13 protein-coding genes are annotated in these 15,691 nt (G+C 65.2%); 1 reads left to right on the top strand and 12 read right to left on the bottom strand.

What is annotated here, in order from left to right; genetic code table 11:
- Positions 1–105 precede the first annotated feature (105 nt).
- The 12 genes from N7422_RS21525 to N7422_RS21470 form a co-directional block, all read right to left on the bottom strand.
- A complete protein-coding gene (locus tag N7422_RS21525) occupies positions 106–2,040 on the bottom strand; it encodes a methyl-accepting chemotaxis protein (protein WP_279808426.1) in 1,935 nt (644 codons plus the stop codon).
- 226 nt (positions 2,041–2,266) lie between these two features.
- Positions 2,267–3,559: an adenylosuccinate synthase gene (locus tag N7422_RS21520; protein ID WP_279808425.1), complete on the bottom strand. Its 1,293-nt coding sequence runs from the start codon at positions 3,557–3,559 to the stop codon at positions 2,267–2,269.
- Positions 3,560–3,615: 56 nt separating this feature from the next.
- Positions 3,616–4,803 carry an ATP phosphoribosyltransferase regulatory subunit gene (locus N7422_RS21515; protein WP_279808424.1) on the bottom strand — a complete coding sequence of 396 codons (1,188 nt, stop codon included), beginning with the start codon at positions 4,801–4,803 and terminating at the stop codon, positions 3,616–3,618.
- Positions 4,804–5,095: 292 nt separating this feature from the next.
- A complete protein-coding gene (gene hflC / locus N7422_RS21510) occupies positions 5,096–5,965 on the bottom strand; it encodes a protease modulator HflC (RefSeq protein WP_110734902.1) in 870 nt (289 codons plus the stop codon).
- Positions 5,965–7,149: an FtsH protease activity modulator HflK gene (gene hflK / locus N7422_RS21505; protein WP_279808423.1), complete on the bottom strand. Its 1,185-nt coding sequence runs from the start codon at positions 7,147–7,149 to the stop codon at positions 5,965–5,967. Before hflK ends, hflC begins: the two co-directional genes overlap by 1 nt.
- 96 nt (positions 7,150–7,245) lie before the next feature.
- Positions 7,246–8,547, bottom strand: a complete 1,302-nt coding sequence (gene hflX / locus N7422_RS21500) for a ribosome rescue GTPase HflX (RefSeq protein ID WP_279808422.1) — start codon at positions 8,545–8,547, stop codon at positions 7,246–7,248.
- A gap of 15 nt (positions 8,548–8,562) precedes the next feature.
- Positions 8,563–8,823: an RNA chaperone Hfq gene (hfq, locus tag N7422_RS21495; protein ID WP_279808421.1), complete on the bottom strand. Its 261-nt coding sequence runs from the start codon at positions 8,821–8,823 to the stop codon at positions 8,563–8,565.
- Between the two features lie 93 nt (positions 8,824–8,916).
- Complete coding sequence (gene miaA / locus N7422_RS21490; RefSeq protein ID WP_279808420.1) at positions 8,917–9,888, bottom strand: tRNA (adenosine(37)-N6)-dimethylallyltransferase MiaA; 972 nt, start codon at positions 9,886–9,888, stop codon at positions 8,917–8,919.
- Position 9,889: 1 nt separating this feature from the next.
- Positions 9,890–11,791, bottom strand: coding sequence for a DNA mismatch repair endonuclease MutL (gene mutL / locus N7422_RS21485; protein WP_279808419.1), 1,902 nt, complete (start codon positions 11,789–11,791; stop codon positions 9,890–9,892).
- A complete protein-coding gene (locus tag N7422_RS21480; protein WP_279808418.1) occupies positions 11,788–13,218 on the bottom strand; it encodes an N-acetylmuramoyl-L-alanine amidase in 1,431 nt (476 codons plus the stop codon). The genes mutL and N7422_RS21480 overlap by 4 nt, the downstream gene beginning before the upstream one ends.
- A gap of 12 nt (positions 13,219–13,230) precedes the next feature.
- The gene (gene tsaE, locus N7422_RS21475; RefSeq protein WP_279808417.1) at positions 13,231–13,704 is read right to left on the bottom strand and encodes a tRNA (adenosine(37)-N6)-threonylcarbamoyltransferase complex ATPase subunit type 1 TsaE; all 474 of its coding nucleotides are present in this window, start codon (positions 13,702–13,704) and stop codon (positions 13,231–13,233) included.
- On the bottom strand, positions 13,692–14,543 hold the full coding sequence (locus N7422_RS21470; RefSeq protein ID WP_279808416.1) for an NAD(P)H-hydrate dehydratase: 852 nt from the start codon (positions 14,541–14,543) through the stop codon (positions 13,692–13,694). The genes tsaE and N7422_RS21470 overlap by 13 nt, the downstream gene beginning before the upstream one ends.
- A gap of 65 nt (positions 14,544–14,608) precedes the next feature.
- Here N7422_RS21470 and queG point away from each other — a divergent pair, with 65 nt between their 5' ends.
- Entirely contained in the window at positions 14,609–15,673 is a 1,065-nt protein-coding gene (gene queG / locus N7422_RS21465; protein ID WP_279808496.1) for a tRNA epoxyqueuosine(34) reductase QueG, read from the top strand.
- Positions 15,674–15,691 lie beyond the last annotated feature (18 nt).

The following is a 15,691-nucleotide window of genomic DNA, read 5'->3' as shown; positions in this document are numbered from 1 at the left end:
GCGACACAAGGCCGCTCCCACAAGTACTGCACCAACCTCAGGATCAGCGCCGAGCCTATGGGAGCGGCCTTGTGTCGCGATGCGAGGGCGCAGCCCTCGCCCAAGTCAGGCCCTGAACTGCCCCAGGCTGGCCCGCAGCTGCGCCGCCAGGTCATCCAGCACCTTGCTGCTGGCCGTGGTCTGCATCACCACCTCGGCTGAACGCTCGGCCTGGGCATGGATGGTTTCCACCCGCCCACGTACCGCCTGCGCACCATTGGCCTGCTGTTCCGCCGCACGGGTAGCCAGGCCGATCGCCGCATGCACCTGCTCGACCGCCGCCTGCACCGACTGCTGGCGCCGCTCGTTGTCACGCAGCACCAGCAAGCCTTCGCTGGCCTGGCGCCCGGCCTGGCTGATGGTCGCCACCGCTTCCTTGGCCCCTTGCTGCAAGGCGGCGATGTGCGACTGGATATCCCCCGTCGAACTCTGCGTCTTGCTCGCCAGCGCCCGCACCTCGTCAGCCACCACGGCGAAGCCACGCCCGGTTTCCCCCGCACGCGCCGCCTCGATGGCGGCATTGAGCGCCAACAGGTTGGTCTGCTCGGCGATACCATGGATCACCGTCAATACCACTTCGATCTGCTCGCTCTGCTTGGCCAGTCGCTCGATCACCTGCGAGCCGGTCTGCACCTCGCCGGCCAGGTTCTCGATCAATCGCGCCAGTTGCGTCGAGGCACGGCTGTTCTCGTCGGTGGCCTGACGAATGTCCACCACCTGCTGCAACGCCGCCTGCATGGCGTGGCTCTCGGCCTGGGCTTCGTCGGCCATGCTCGACAGGTCGCGCAGGCTGGCCGCCACTTCATCGCGCTGCAGGGCCGCAGCGGCATCGGCACCGGCGTTGCGCTGGGCCATCGCGCCGATCTCGACCCCGGTACGCTGGGCCACCTCGCCCGCCTCGCGCACGATCGGCTGCAGTTTGTCGACAAAACGATTGACCGCCGAGGCCATGTCGCCAATTTCGTCGCGACTGTCCAGGGTCACCCGCTTGGTCAGGTCACCTTCTCCGGCCGCCAGGTCATTCAGGGCCGCGATCAGCAGACGCAACTTGTTCACCACCCGCCGCCCCAGCACCACGGCCACCACCAGCAATACGCCCAGCCCCACCAGCACCAGACCCAGACCGATGCGCCAGCGCAGCTCGGCGGCAGCGTCGCGCACGGTCTGCGCAGTGTTGGCCTGCATCGCGACAGCGCTGTTCTGCGCGGTCTCCAGGCGTGCCCGCAACGCCTTGCCGCTGTCGGCGGCGGCGGCCACCAGGCTGTCGCCGACCAGTTGCTCGCCGCTGGCGATCAGCGCCGCGAAGCGCTGATCGAGAGCCTTGAGCTCCTGGTCGACGCCTGCGGTGGAGACCCCCATCAGCACCTTGCCGATCTCGGCGCCGTTGGGGCTGATCGAGGCCTCGACGAAGTACACCGACGGATCCTTGCGCGCCGCATCCAGCACCTTGTCCAGCGCCCGCTCGCCCTGCCCCTTCTCGATCAACGCCTGGTTGATCGGGTTCTGCCGGTTGAGGTAACGGGTCAGGTGCTGCCCCTGGGCATCGTCGTAGATCACGAACAAGACGTTGGGATTGCGCTGGGCGCGGCGGGCGAAATCCGAGAGCGTCGGCACGTCGTTGTCCCAGATCGCCCTAGGCGCCACCGAGGCCAGCAACTCGGCCATGTCGTTGGCCGAATCCTTGAGGTTCTTCTCGAGGGTCGCGCGCAGTTGCTGCTGCTCGCCCTGCAGGCGCTCGGAAAGACCAGCACTGAGACGCTGGCGGGTACTGGTCGAAAGATTGTCGAGCCCGGCACGGACATCCTGCCCGGCCTGTTCCAGCTCCGTGGCCAGCTGGCGGCTGTCGTTGCCCAGGCGCTCGCCCAGATCGGCCTCCAGCGCGGTGACCGTGCTCCGCGTCAGTGCGACGGCAACCAGCACCTGCACCAGAAGAGCGATACCAAGCGCAACAAACACAGGCCGCAGGAGGCGGCTTCGTAACAGTGAAAGGATGGCAGACACGTTGTAACCCTCGTGTTTCTGGCGCCATTACTTTGATGGCATCTACAGAAACTTCTTACAGCAAGGGTTGTGCCTAAGCAGCAGGTAAAAATGCCAAAGCGAACGGAGAAGGAAGGCATTCATGCGTGGGTGCGGCGAACCACCGCTTCCACGCATCCATCACAAAGCAAAACGCCGCGCCCCCCTTGCGGGAGCACGGCGTTCAATCAGCGACCGAAGTGGCCGATCAGGCGAACGGATGACGCAGCACGATGGTCTCGTTGCGATCCGGGCCGGTCGAGATGATGTCGATCGGCGCGCCGATCAGTTGCTCGATGCGGGTGATGTAGGCACGCGCGTTGGCCGGCAGCTCTTCCAGGGTCTTGGCGCCCAGGGTCGACTCGCTCCAGCCCGGCAGCTCTTCATACACCGGCTGCAGGCCGATGTAGCTGTCGGCATCGGTCGGCGCTTCGATGACTGCGCCGTTCTCGTCCTTGTAGCCGACGCAGATGTTGATGGTCTCCAGGCCGTCCAGCACGTCCAGCTTGGTCAGGCAGATGCCCGAGATGCTGTTGACGTCAATGGCGCGACGCAGGATGACGGCATCGAACCAGCCGCAACGACGGGCACGGCCGGTGGTGGAGCCGAACTCGTGGCCACGCTTGGCCAGGGTCGCACCGGTCTCGTCGAACAGTTCGGTCGGGAACGGACCGGAACCGACGCGAGTGGTGTAGGCCTTGGTGATGCCCAGGATGTAGTCCAGGTACATCGGGCCAACGCCGGAACCGGTGGAGATGCCGCCGGCGGTGGTGTTGGAGCTGGTGACGTACGGGTAGGTACCGTGGTCGATGTCCAGCAGCGAACCCTGGGCGCCTTCGAACATGATATCCTTGCCGGCGCGGCGCAGCTGGTGCAGTTCGGCGGTGACGTCGAGCATCATCGGCTTGAGCTGCTCGGCATAGGCCATGCACTCGTCCAGGGTCTGCTGGAAGTCGATGGCCGGCTCTTTGTAGTAGTTCACCAGCTGGAAGTTATGGTAATCCAGCAGCTCACCGAGCTTGGCGGCGAAACGCTCACGATGGAACAGGTCGCCCACGCGCAGGCCGCGACGCGCCACCTTGTCTTCGTAGGCCGGGCCGATGCCGCGACCGGTGGTGCCGATCTTGGCTTCGCCACGGGCTTTCTCACGGGCCTGGTCGAGGGCCACGTGGTACGACAGGATCAGTGGAGCAGCCGGGCTGATGCGCAGGCGCTCGCGCACTGGCACGCCCTTCTCTTCCAGCTTGGTGATTTCACGCATCAGCGCATCAGGGGCAACGACCACGCCGTTGCCGATCAGGCACTGCACGCCTTCGCGCAGGATGCCGGACGGGATCAGGTGCAGCACGGTCTTCTCACCGTTGATGACCAGGGTGTGGCCCGCGTTGTGACCGCCCTGATAACGCACTACGGCGGCAGCATGTTCGGTCAGCAGATCGACGATCTTGCCTTTGCCCTCATCACCCCACTGGGTGCCCAGGACGACGACATTCTTACCCATAACACTTGTCCTCATTCACGCAAACTTGGTTGCCGGCCCATTGCCGGCGAAGAATCTCAATGGGTCAGCGGCAGAACCTGCCAGCGCCCGTCTTGCTGAATCAATTGTCGATCACAATCCGCCTCGAGAGCAGCACTCAGCGGTTGACCAGGCAGGGCCTGGACCACGCGCTGGCCCTCGGTGCGCAACTGGCAGACCATCTGCCAGAGGGCCGCATCGCTGCTGTCCGGCATCCAGATGCCGCCGGCAGGCAATACGACCTCAGCTCGCCCCAGTGTGACCAGGGTCTTCAAATCCGTGGAGAAACCAGTGGCCGGGCGCGCCCGGCCGAAATCGGCGCCGATGTCGTCGTAGCGACCGCCCTGGGCGATCGACTGACCTTCGCCCGGGACGAACACGGCGAATACCACGCCGGTGTGATAGTGGTAGCCGCGCAGCTCGCCGAGGTCGAAGTACAGCGGCAGGTCCGGGTAACGCGCGGCCAGGCGGTCGGCGATGGCCAGCAGGTCGTCCAGCGCCGCCAGCACGCTGGCCGGGGCACGGCCCAGGCGCACACGGGCCTCGGCCAACACCTCGCGGCCACCGCACAGCTCGACCAGGGCACGCAGCATGCCGCCCAGGTCTTTCGGCAGGTCAGCGGTCAGCGCCTGCACCTCGTCGACGGCCTTGCGTTGCAGGGCATCGAACAGTTGCTGCTCGACCGCGCCCGAGAGGCCCGCGGCACGCGCCAGGCCGCGGTAGATGCCGACATGGCCGAGATCCATGTGTACATCCGGCACATCGGTCAGTTGCAGCGTGGCGAGCATCAGGCTGATCACTTCGACATCGCTGGTGGGGCTGGCGTCGCCATACAGCTCGGCGCCCAGCTGGATCGGGCTGCGCGAGGTGGACAGGGCACGCGGCTGGGCGTGCAGCACGCTGCCGGCGTAGCACAGGCGGCTCGGACCTTCACGGCGCAGGGTGTGGGCGTCGATGCGCGCCACCTGCGGAGTGAAGTCGGCGCGAAAGCCCATCAGGCGGCCCGACTGCGGGTCGACGACCTTGAAGGTGCGCTGGTCCAGGTCCTGGCCGGCGCCGGTGAGCAGCGACTCCAGGTACTCGATATGCGGCGTGACGACCAGTTCGTAACCCCAACTCTGGAACAGGTCCAACACCTGACGCCGCGCGATCTCGATGCGCGCCGCCTCAGGTGGCAGTACTTCCTCGATGCCATCTGGCAGCAGCCAGCGGTCTACCGTTGCCATTACGCCATTTCCCCTCTGGTCCGGGCGGCCTGCCCGCAGGCGGGCCGTGAGTAAAGCAGGCATTGGCGCACAATAGCGGGCAGCACCGATCCCAGCGCAACCACCGTAGCCAATACCCTCGAATTGCCTTGCGTCCTGACCAACCCATCAACTGGCGCTCGACCAATCAACCTTGCAGACGCAAAAAAGCCGGGAATTTCCCGGCTGCCGCATCATACACCCCTTTTCATTCAGGATGCACCCCGCCTGGCATTTTAGCTGCCAGACGGGGGCTTCCCTCATGAGAGCAACATCAGGGCTTGCTCTTGTCCAGGTAACGGAAGAACTCGTTCTTCGGGTCCAGGACCAGCACATCGCTCTTGCTGGAGAAGCTTTCGCGGTAAGCCTGCAGGCTACGGTGGAACGCATAGAAATCGGCGTCCTGGCTGTAGGCCTTGGCGTAGATGGCAGCCGCCTGGGCGTCGCCGTCACCGCGGGTCTCTTCCGCTTCACGATAGGCCTCGGCCAGCAGCACACGGCGCTGACGGTCGGCGTCGGCACGAATACCTTCGGCCAGTTCGTTACCCTTGGCACGGTGCTCGCGGGCCTCACGCTCACGCTCGGTGCTCATGCGGTCGAACACGCTGCGGTTGACTTCCTTGGGCAGGTCGATGGCCTTGACGCGAACGTCGACCACTTCGATACCCAGCTCCTTGCTGGCCATGCGGTTCAGCGAAGCGGTGATGTCAGCCATGAGCGCATCACGCTCACCGGACACCACTTCGTGCAGGGTGCGCTTACCGAACTGGTCACGCAGGCCGCTTTCCAGACGGCGCGACAGACGCTCGTCGGCGATCTGCTTCATGCCCGAGGTCGCAGTGTAGAAGCGCTCGGCGTCCTTGACCCGCCACTTGGCGTAGGCGTCGACCATCACGGCTTTCTTCTCCAGCGTCAGGAAACGCTGGGTCGGGGCATCGAGGGTCATCAGGCGGGCGTCGAACTTGCGCACCTGGTTGACGTACGGCACCTTCACATGCAGGCCAGGCTGGACATCCGCCTTGACCACGCGACCGAACTGCAGCAGCACCGCGCGTTCGGTTTGCGAAACGATGTAGAAGCAGTTCCAGGCGACGATCGCCAGCACCACGGCGCCGATCAGGGCGAACAGCGATTTATTGCTCATCAGCGGCTCTCCCTGGAACGCAGCGGCGGTTGTTGCTGTTGCAGGTCCTGCGCGGCACGCGCGGCGGCATCATTGACCGACGGCGATACGCTGACCGGAGCTGCAGGGTTGTTGCGGCTGCCTTCGACCATCTTGTCCAGTGGCAGGTAGAGCAGGTTGTTCTGCCCATCCTTGGTCGCCACCATGACCTTGCTGGAGTTGCTGTACACCTCCTGCATGGTTTCCAGGTACAGACGCTGACGCGTGACGTCCGGCGCCTTGCGGTACTCGGCAACCAGCTTGGTGAAGCGGTCGGCCTCACCCTTGGCACGGGCGATGACTTCATCGCGGTAGCCGTTGGCGTCCTCGATGATGCGCTGCGCCTGGCCGCGGGCCTCGGGCACCACGCCATTGGCGTAGGACTCGGCCTGGTTGCGGGCACGCTGCTCGTCTTCCCGGGCACGGATCACGTCATCGAAGGCTTCCTGCACTTCACGCGGGGCTGCCGCGCTCTGTACGTTGACCTGGGTAACGGTGATACCGGTGCGGTAGGTGTCGAGGAAGCGCTGCAGGCGTTCGCGGATATCCACGGCCATCTGCTCGCGGCCTTCGGTCAGCACCTGGTCCATCGAGGTGGAACCCACCACGTGGCGCAGGGCGCTGTCGGTCGCATGCTGCAGGCTGACTTCCGGCTGGTCGACGTTGAGCACGAAGTCCTGCAGGTTGCTGATGCGGTACTGCACGGTCAGCGGCACCTCGACGATGTTCTCGTCCTCGGTGAGCATCTGCCCCTGCTTGGTGTAGGCCCGCTCGCGGGTCACGTTTTCCATGAACTTGCGGTCAATGGGCGGGAAGTAGATGTTCAGGCCGGGACCGACGGTCTCGTAGTACTTGCCGAAGCGCAGCACCACGGCCTGCTCCTGCTCGTCCACCACGTACACGGCGTTGTACAGCCAGATGGCCGCCAGCACCGCCAGGCCAATGCCCAGCAGGCCAAGGCTGCCGCCCTTGCCAATGTTGCGGTCACCACCGCCACCGCGTTTCTTGCCACTGCCGAACATGCCGTTCAGGCTGTCCTGCAGCTTGCGGAAGGCCTCGTCCAGATCCGGTGGACCTTTCTTGTCGCCACCACCGCCGCCGCCGTTACGGCGACCGCCCCAGGGATCCTGATTGTTCGAGTTGCCACCCGGCTCGTTCCAAGCCATAGCGCTCTCCATCTGATAAAGCAAAGACGCGCCCACGGCGCGCCGTCCAATGCTACAGAATGCCTGTCACCGCTGCCCGACGACCTCGCCGGGCATTTATTGCAAAGTGTGTTGCTCGACAAACACTTGCGGCTCCATGCCTTCGCGGCTGACCAGGCGATTCAACTCGACCCTGGGCAGTCGCACGCTCAGCAGGCTGCGCCCTTCTTCATCATGCTCTTCACTCTGCACCGCGCCCAAAGCAAAGAATTGCGCGCGCAAGCGGGCAAAACGCTGCTCAAGGCACAGGGTTCCGACGTAAAGATCGTCCCCCAGCAACTCGGCAATCGCCTGGCCGACCAGCTCCAGGCCTCGTCCATCACGTGCCGACACCCAGACCCGCTGCGGCTTGCCGTCGGCATCACGCTGGATCTGCGGCTCGACATCTTCGAGCAGGTCGAGTTTGTTATACACCTCGAGGATCGGCAAGCTCTCGGCACCGATCTCGCCCAGCACCGCCAGCACCTGCTCGATCTGCTCCATGCGCTCGGGCTCATGGGCGTCGATCACGTGCAGCAGCAGGTCGGAGTTGCTCGACTCTTCGAGCGTAGCCCGAAAAGCCTCGACCAGCTTGTGCGGCAGGTGGCGGATGAAGCCCACGGTGTCGGCCAGCACGATCGGCCCCAGGTCGTTCAGCTCCAGCCGGCGCAACGTCGGATCGAGCGTGGCGAACAGTTGGTCCGCGGCATACACCTCGGATTGCGTGAGTGCGTTGAACAGGGTCGACTTGCCGGCGTTGGTGTAGCCCACCAGTGACACCGAAGGGATATCCGCGCGCTTGCGTCCGCGCCGGGCCTGCTCACGCTGGCTGCGCACCTTCTCCAGGCGCGCCTTGATCTGGCGCAGGCGAACCCGCAGCAGACGGCGGTCGGTTTCCAGCTGGGTCTCACCCGGGCCGCGCAGGCCGATACCGCCTTTCTGCCGCTCGAGGTGGGTCCAGCCGCGCACCAGCCGCGTGCTCATGTGCTCGAGCTGGGCCAGTTCGACCTGCAGCTTGCCTTCATGAGTCCGCGCCCGCTGGGCGAAGATATCGAGGATCAGCCCGGTGCGGTCCAGCACGCGACACTCGAAGACGCGTTCGAGGTTGCGTTCCTGGCTGGGCGTGAGGGTGTGATTGAAAATCACCAGGTCGGCTTCGGCGGATTGAACCAGGTCGCGCAACTCCTCGACCTTGCCGCTGCCGATCAGAAACTTGGCGGTGGGCTGATGCCGCGCCACTGTCACCAGCGAAACGATATCGGCTCCGGCCGACAGCGCCAGCTCCTGAAACTCCTGCGGGTCTTCGCGCGCCTCAGGGTTCTGACCTTCCAAGTGAACGAGCAGCGCTCGCTCACCACCACCGTGGCGCTCAAAGAACAATGCAGGCTCCTACTTTCAAGCGTTACCTGGCTCGCTGTCGCCATGTTCGGCGTCGGACGGGCTCGGCAGGCGAATCGCGCGGGCAGGGACGACCGTCGAAATGGCGTGCTTGTAGACCATCTGGCTGACAGTGTTCTTCAGCAGCACGACGAACTGGTCGAAGGATTCGATCTGACCCTGCAGTTTGATCCCGTTGACCAGATAGATCGAAACCGGGACTCGTTCTTTTCTCAAGGTGTTCAAGTAAGGGTCTTGTAGCGAATGCCCTTTTGACATATGCCGCACTCCTGTAAGGATCAATAGTAGAAAATCAAGAAAATCGATAAATTATGCCGCCCTTCGCAAGAATAGACGGCAAATGGCAGGGACTCAGCTCAATATGGAGACGGCCCCCAGGTATTTCAAGGTGCGGGACAGATTGTCGCAGGCCAGGCTATCCAGCCAGTGAACCTCGGACCAGCCGCGCAGCCAGGTGAATTGGCGCTTGGCCAGCTGGCGCGTGGCAATGATACCGCGTTCACGCATCTCATTCTCAGTCAACTTGCCGTCGAGATGATCCCAGACCTGTCGATAGCCCACAGCCCGTATAGACGGCAGTTCCGCGTGCAAGTCACTTCTGGCCCGCAGCGATCGGACCTCATCGACGAAGCCCTGTTCCAGCATCTGCGAAAATCGTAACGCAATTCGCTCATGCAAAATGTGACGATCTGTAGGCGCTATCGCCAGGCTGGCGACAGTATAGGGCAAATGCCCACTCGCGCCTGCGTCTGCGCCGCTACTTTCCGCGAATTGACGCTGACGGTGGACCGTCATGCTCTCGCCGCTCACTCGGTACACCTCGAGCGCGCGGATCACACGCTGCGGGTCATTCGGGTGAATGCGCGCCGCCGACTCCGGGTCGACCTCGGCCAGCTGGCGGTGCAGTTCGGCCAGCCCAAGCGCCTGTGCCTGCGCCTCGAGCTCGGCACGCACCGTGGCATCGGCCGCCGGCATGTCCGCCAGGCCGTCGACCAGCGCCTTGTAATACAGCATGGTGCCGCCCACCAGCAGCGGAATCTTGCCCCGCGCGGTGATCTCGGCCATCGCCTCGAGGGCATCGGTGCAAAAACGCTTGGCCGAGTAGCTTTCGGCCGGGTCGAGAATGTCGATCAACCGATGCGGATGGGCGGCCAGCAGCTCCTTCGACGGTTTGGCGGTGCCGATGTCCATGCCGCGGTAGACCAGCGCCGAGTCGACGCTGATCAGCTCGCACGGCAGCACCTTGGTCAGCTCGATGGCCAGATCGGTCTTGCCGGCCGCGGTCGGGCCCATGAGAAATATCGCCGGGGGCTTGCCACGCATGTCATCGCCCCCGCAGGAACAGCTTGTCCAGGTCGTCCAGGCCCATCTGGGTCCAGGTCGGACGGCCATGGTTGCACTGACCGCTGCGCTCGGTGTTTTCCATGTCACGCAACAGCGCGTTCATCTCGGGGATGGCAAGGCGCCGGTTGGCGCGTACCGCGCCGTGGCAGGCCATGGTCCCGAGCAGTTCGTTCAGGTGGGCCTGGATACGGTCGCTGGTGCCGTACTCCATGAGATCGGCGAGCACGTCCTGGACCAGGCGGTTGGCCTCGGCTTGCTTGAGCAGCGCCGGAATCTGGCGGATGGCCAGGGTTTCCGGGCCCAGGCGCTGCAACTCGAAGCCCAGGCGCTGGAACCACTGGGCGTGCTCCTCGGCGCAGTCGGCCTCGCGCTGGCTCAGCGCCAGCGACTCCGGTACCAGCAATGGCTGGCCGCTGAGGCCTTCGCTGGCCATGGCCACCTTGAGCCGCTCGTACATGATCCGTTCATGGGCCGCGTGCATGTCCACCAACACCAGGCCGACCGCGTTCTCGGCAAGGATATAGATACCCTTGAGCTGCGCCAGCGCATAGCCCAGCGGCGGGATGTCGCCCTGGCTTTCAGGCAATGCGCTCGGCGTGACCGCGACGTTCTCCAGCGGCGCATAGAACTCGCGGTAGACCGCCTGCGCCTCGCCGGCCTGCAGCGGCTGCGAAGGCCGGGGCGTGTACTGGTACTGATAGCCCGCGCCGGAACCGCCCGAGGAAAACGACTGCCGAGCCTCGCCCTGGGGTTGCTCCAGCACAGGCGAGGCCAGGCGCATCTCGCCTTGCGGACCAAACTCGCCAGCCTGTTGTCCGCTCGGGCGGATGAGCTCGCTGGTCGCGGCGGGCGCGGCTAGCTGATCCTCCGGGCGCACATCGGCCAAGGCGCGGTGCAAGGTGCCATACAGGAAATCGTGGACCATCCGCCCTTCGCGGAAACGCACTTCGTGCTTGGTCGGGTGCACGTTGACGTCGACGCCGGTCGGGTCACATTCGAGGAACAGCACGAAGGTCGGATGCCGACCATTGAACAGCACGTCACGATAGGCCTGGCGCACCGCATGGGCGACCAGCTTGTCGCGCACGGCGCGGCCGTTGACGAAGAAATACTGCAAGTCGGCCTGGCTGCGCGAGAAGGTCGGCAAGCCGACCCAGCCCCACAACCGCAGGCCGTTGCGCTCGACATCGATCGGCAGCGCCTGCTCGAGGAAGCCGGGCCCGCAGATGGTGCCGACACGCCGCGCCCGCGCCATTTCGTCGATGGCCTCATGCAGGCTGAAGATGGTCTTGCCGTTGTGACGCAGATGGAAGCCCACGTCGAAACGCGCCAACGCCAGGCGCCGGATGACTTCCTGCAGGTGATCGAATTCGGTCTTCTCGGCCTTGAGGAACTTGCGCCGGGCGGGGGTATTGAAGAACAGATCGCGCACTTCCACCGAGGTGCCGACCGGGTGTGCCGCCGGCTGCACTCGTGGGGTCATGTCGCGGCCTTCGGTCTCCACCTGCCAGGCCTCGCTGGCCTCGGCGGTGCGCGAGGTCAGGGTCAGGCGCGCCACCGAGCTGATCGATGCCAGCGCCTCGCCACGGAACCCCAGGCTGAGCACGCCTTCGAGGTCTTCCAGCTCGCGAATTTTGCTGGTGGCGTGCCGCGCCAGGGCCAGGGGCAGGTCGTCCGGAGCGATGCCGCCACCGTTGTCGCGTACCCGCAACAGCTTCACCCCGCCCTGCTCGACCTCGACCTCGATGCGCCGGGCGCCGGAGTCGAGGCTGTTCTCCAGCAACTCCTTGACCACCGACGCGGGGCGCTCGACCACCTCGCCCGCGGCGATCTGGTTGGCCAGCCGCGGACTGAGCAGCTGGATACGCGAACCGCCACTCATTGCTGGGACGCCAGGGTAGTGGCGGGGATGTCGAGGTGCTGGCCGACCTTCAACTCATCGCTCTTGAGGTTGTTGCTGCTGCGCAGGCTGGCGACGCTGACCTGGTAGCGCACCGCGATCATCGCCAGCGTCTCGCCGGGGCGTACGGAGTGCTCGCGCGGCCCCTGGGCGATCTTGCCACTGTCGCGCAGCCAGGCGATGTAGGTGCCTGGCGGAGGGTTCTGCTGGAAGAACTGGCGCACGCCGGTATGGATCGAACGCGCCAGCGCCTGCTGGTGGCCGCGCGTGGCCAGCTTGGCCGCCTCGTTGGCATTGGAGATGAACCCGGTCTCAACGAGGATCGACGGGATATCCGGCGATTTCAGCACCATGAAGCCGGCCTGCTCCACTCGCTGCTTGTGCAGCGGCGTGACCCGGCCCATGTTGCCCAGCACCTTCTGCCCGACGTTGAGACTGGAGCTGAGCGTGGCGGTCATCGACAGGTCGAGCAGCACACCGGCCAGCATCCGGTCCTTGTCGTCGAGGCTGACGTTGCCGGCGCCGCCGATCAGGTCGGAACGGTTTTCCGTGTCGGCCAGCCAGCGCGCGGTCTCGGACGTGGCGCCTCGGTCAGACAAGGCGAACACCGAGGCACCGAAGGCGGCCTTGGACGGCGCGGCGTCGGCATGGATCGAAACGAACAGGTCGGCGCCCTTCTTGCGGGCGATCTCGGTACGCTTGCGCAACGGGATGAAGTAGTCGCCGGTGCGAGTCAACTCGGCGCGGTAGCCTTTCTCGGTGTTGATCTGACGCTGCAGCTCCTTGGCGATCTGCAGCACGATGTCTTTCTCGTGCTGCCCACGCGAACCCGAGGCGCCCGGGTCTTCGCCGCCGTGGCCGGCGTCGATGGCGATCACGATGTCACGCTTGCCGGACGGTGCCGGCGGCAGCTTGATCGCCGGTTGCGCCGGGCTGACAGGCACTGCCGGCGTGGTAGCCGGTGGTTGCGGGGTCGGTGGCGGCGTCGGGTTGCTGGCCGCGATGGCGTCGGCTTCCTGGTCGTACAGGTCGACCACCAGACGGTTGCCGTATTGGGCATTCGGCGCCAAGGTGAAGCTCTTCGGCGAGACGGCCTTTTTCAGGTCGACCACCACGCGCAGGTCGGTAGGCGTGCGCTGCGCCGAGCGCACGCTGGTGATCGGCGTATTCGAAGTGGAGACGTTCAATGCTCCGCCCAGGGTGGCGCCATTGATGTCGATCACCAGACGATCAGGCGCGGTGAGGGTGAAGACGCTGTGCTGCACAGGCCCGGACAGGTCGAAGACCAGCCGCGTGTTGTCCGGAGCGCGCCACAGACGCATGCTCTTGACTTGAGTGACGGCCAGCGCGTCAACGGTCACCGCTGTCAGCAGCAGCCCAACGACGGCGACCAGTGCGCGTATGCGCATACCTTTCCCCACTTACTGTTTGAATTCTTCGGCCAGAACGGCACACCAGGCTTCGCCGCGTGCCCCCTGCGGCGACAGGTTCAGCGAACGTCCGCCCGCTTGCGGGCTTATGGTAATGGTCAGGTCGGGCTTTGGCAAAACGCCCGCGCCTTTATCTGGCCATTCGAACAGGCATAGCGGGTCACCCTCGAAATAGTCGCGAATACCCATGAACTCGAGTTCTTCCGGGTCGACCAGACGGTACAGGTCGAAGTGGAAGGCACGGATCTCGCCAATTTCGTAGGGTTCGACCACGGTGAAGGTCGGGCTTTTCACCGGGCCGGCGTGGCCCAGACCGCGGATCAGACCACGCGACAGCGTGGTCTTGCCGGCGCCCAGATCGCCCTCGAGAAAAATCACACCGTGACCTTTGGTCACTTCGGCCAGTTTGGCGCCAAAGGCGACGGTGGCTGGCTCGTCGGCCAGAAACAGGGTTATGCCTGACACGCTGAATGCTCCTCCAACAACTTTCTTATGAGCGGGACCAGATCGCTGGCCGCCAGCCCTCTACCTTGAACACCCAGGCGCTCGCCAGCACAGGCGTGCAGCCATACTCCCAGGCACGCGGCCTGCCAGGCATCCAGCCCCTGGGCCAGCAACGCCGCCAGCACGCCGGTCAGCACGTCACCCAGCCCGGCGCCGGCCATGGCCGGGTGCCCGCGCCCGCACAGGGCCAATCGCCCGGTGGCGTCTGCCACCAGCGTGCCGGCGCCCTTGAGCACACAGACACTGGCGTAGCGCCGGGCCAACTTGCGCACCGCCCCTGGCCGGTCGGCCTGCACCGCCTCGGTGGATACGCCCAGCAGCCGCGCCGCCTCGCCCGGATGCGGGGTAAGAATGCTACCGCTGGGCAAGGCCAGCGGCGCACCGGCCAGCAGATTGAGCGCATCGGCGTCCCAGATCTGCGGCAGGTGCGCGTGGCTGACCGCCGACAGCAGGCTGCGCCCCCAGGCCGCCTGGCCCAGGCCTGGCCCGACCACCAGCACCGAAGCCCGCGCAAGTGGGCCCAGCAGCTGATTGGCCGAACGCACCCCCAGCCACATCGTCTCCGGCAGGCGGGTCAACCCGGCGCAGACATGTTCGGGACGGGTCGCCACACTGACCAACCCGGCGCCGCAACGCAGCGCCGCCTCGGCACTGAGCATGACCGCGCCGCCAGTCCCCAGGTCACCGCCGACCACCAGCACATGGCCGAAGTCGCCCTTGTGGGCATCGACCGCGCGCGGCGGCAACCTGGCCAAAGTCAGGCTGCTCAGCGGTAATGGGGGGTGTTTGGTCTGAGGCATGGGGTCAAAGGCTCCGATGTCTGGCAGAATTATACGCACCTGTGCCTGTAATGCCTTATCCATCCATGTCCGCCACTACTCCAGATATCGCCACACTGGCCCAATCGATCAAGGATTGGGGCCGCGAACTCGGTTTTGCCCACGTCGGCATCGCCGGGCTCGACCTTGGCGAACACGAACAGCACCTGCAGCGCTGGCTGGCGGCCGGCTACAACGGCGAGATGGAGTACATGGGCGACCATGGCAACAAGCGCTCGCGCCCGGCCGAGCTGATTCCCGGCACGTTGCGGGTGATCTCGCTGCGCATGGACTACCTGCCTGGCGACACGCAGATGGCCAAGCGCCTGGCGGAGCCGGAAAAGGCCTATATCTCGCGCTATGCCCTGGGCCGGGACTATCACAAGCTGGTGCGCAAACGCGTGCAGCACTTCGCCGACCGCATCCAGGAGGCCATCGGCCCGTTCGGCTACCGCGCCTTCGTCGACAGCGCCCCGGTGCTGGAGAAAGCCCTGGCCCAGGAAGCTGGCCTGGGCTGGATCGGCAAGAACACCTTGCTGCTCAACCGCAAGGCCGGCAGCTATTTCTTCCTCGCCGAGCTGTTCGTCGACCTGCCGTTGCCGATCGACGGGGTGCAGGGCAGCGATCATTGCGGCCGCTGCCAGGCGTGCCTGGACATCTGTCCGACCCAGGCCTTCGTCGGGCCTTACCAGCTCGATGCGCGGCGCTGCATCTCGTACCTGACCATCGAGTTGCGCCACGCGATCCCGGTGGAGCTGCGCCCATTGATCGGCAACCGGGTGTTCGGTTGCGACGACTGCCAGATCGTCTGTCCGTGGAACCGCTTCGCCAAGACCACCACCGAGGATGACTTCATGCCCCGCCGCGGGCTGGACAACATCGAACTGGCCGAGCTGTTCCTGTGGGACGAGAAGCGCTTCCTCGCCCGCACCGAAGGCTCGCCCCTGCGGCGGGCGGGATATGAGCGGTTTCTGCGCAACCTGGCAGTGGGGTTGGGTAACGCGCCGTCGACCATTCCGGTGCTGGAGGCGCTCAACACGCGGCGGGATGATCCATCAGAGCTGGTACGCGAACACGTAGAGTGGGCGCTCGCTCGCCACAACGCGCTCTGACCACGCCTCTCTGCCGGC

Source organism: Pseudomonas sp. GD04091 (assembly GCF_029836165.1).
In the GTDB taxonomy this organism is placed as follows: Bacteria; Pseudomonadota; Gammaproteobacteria; order Pseudomonadales; family Pseudomonadaceae; genus Aquipseudomonas.
This window is presented reverse-complemented; position numbering and strand designations above follow the sequence as displayed.

Coding starts and splice junctions, on each gene's coding strand:
- N7422_RS21515 (WP_279808424.1), bottom strand. CDS start 4,803: ATGGCAACGGTAGACCGCTGGCTGCTGCCAGATGGCATCGAGGAAGTA.
- hflC (WP_110734902.1), bottom strand. CDS start 5,965: ATGAGCAATAAATCGCTGTTCGCCCTGATCGGCGCCGTGGTGCTGGCG.
- mutL (WP_279808419.1), bottom strand. CDS start 11,791: ATGAGTGGCGGTTCGCGTATCCAGCTGCTCAGTCCGCGGCTGGCCAAC.
- queG (WP_279808496.1), top strand. CDS start 14,609: ATGTCCGCCACTACTCCAGATATCGCCACACTGGCCCAATCGATCAAG.
- N7422_RS21480 (WP_279808418.1), bottom strand. CDS start 13,218: ATGCGCATACGCGCACTGGTCGCCGTCGTTGGGCTGCTGCTGACAGCG.
- miaA (WP_279808420.1), bottom strand. CDS start 9,888: ATGCGTGGCAAGCCCCCGGCGATATTTCTCATGGGCCCGACCGCGGCC.
- N7422_RS21470 (WP_279808416.1), bottom strand. CDS start 14,543: ATGCCTCAGACCAAACACCCCCCATTACCGCTGAGCAGCCTGACTTTG.
- hflK (WP_279808423.1), bottom strand. CDS start 7,149: ATGGCTTGGAACGAGCCGGGTGGCAACTCGAACAATCAGGATCCCTGG.
- N7422_RS21520 (WP_279808425.1), bottom strand. CDS start 3,559: ATGGGTAAGAATGTCGTCGTCCTGGGCACCCAGTGGGGTGATGAGGGC.
- hfq (WP_279808421.1), bottom strand. CDS start 8,823: ATGTCAAAAGGGCATTCGCTACAAGACCCTTACTTGAACACCTTGAGA.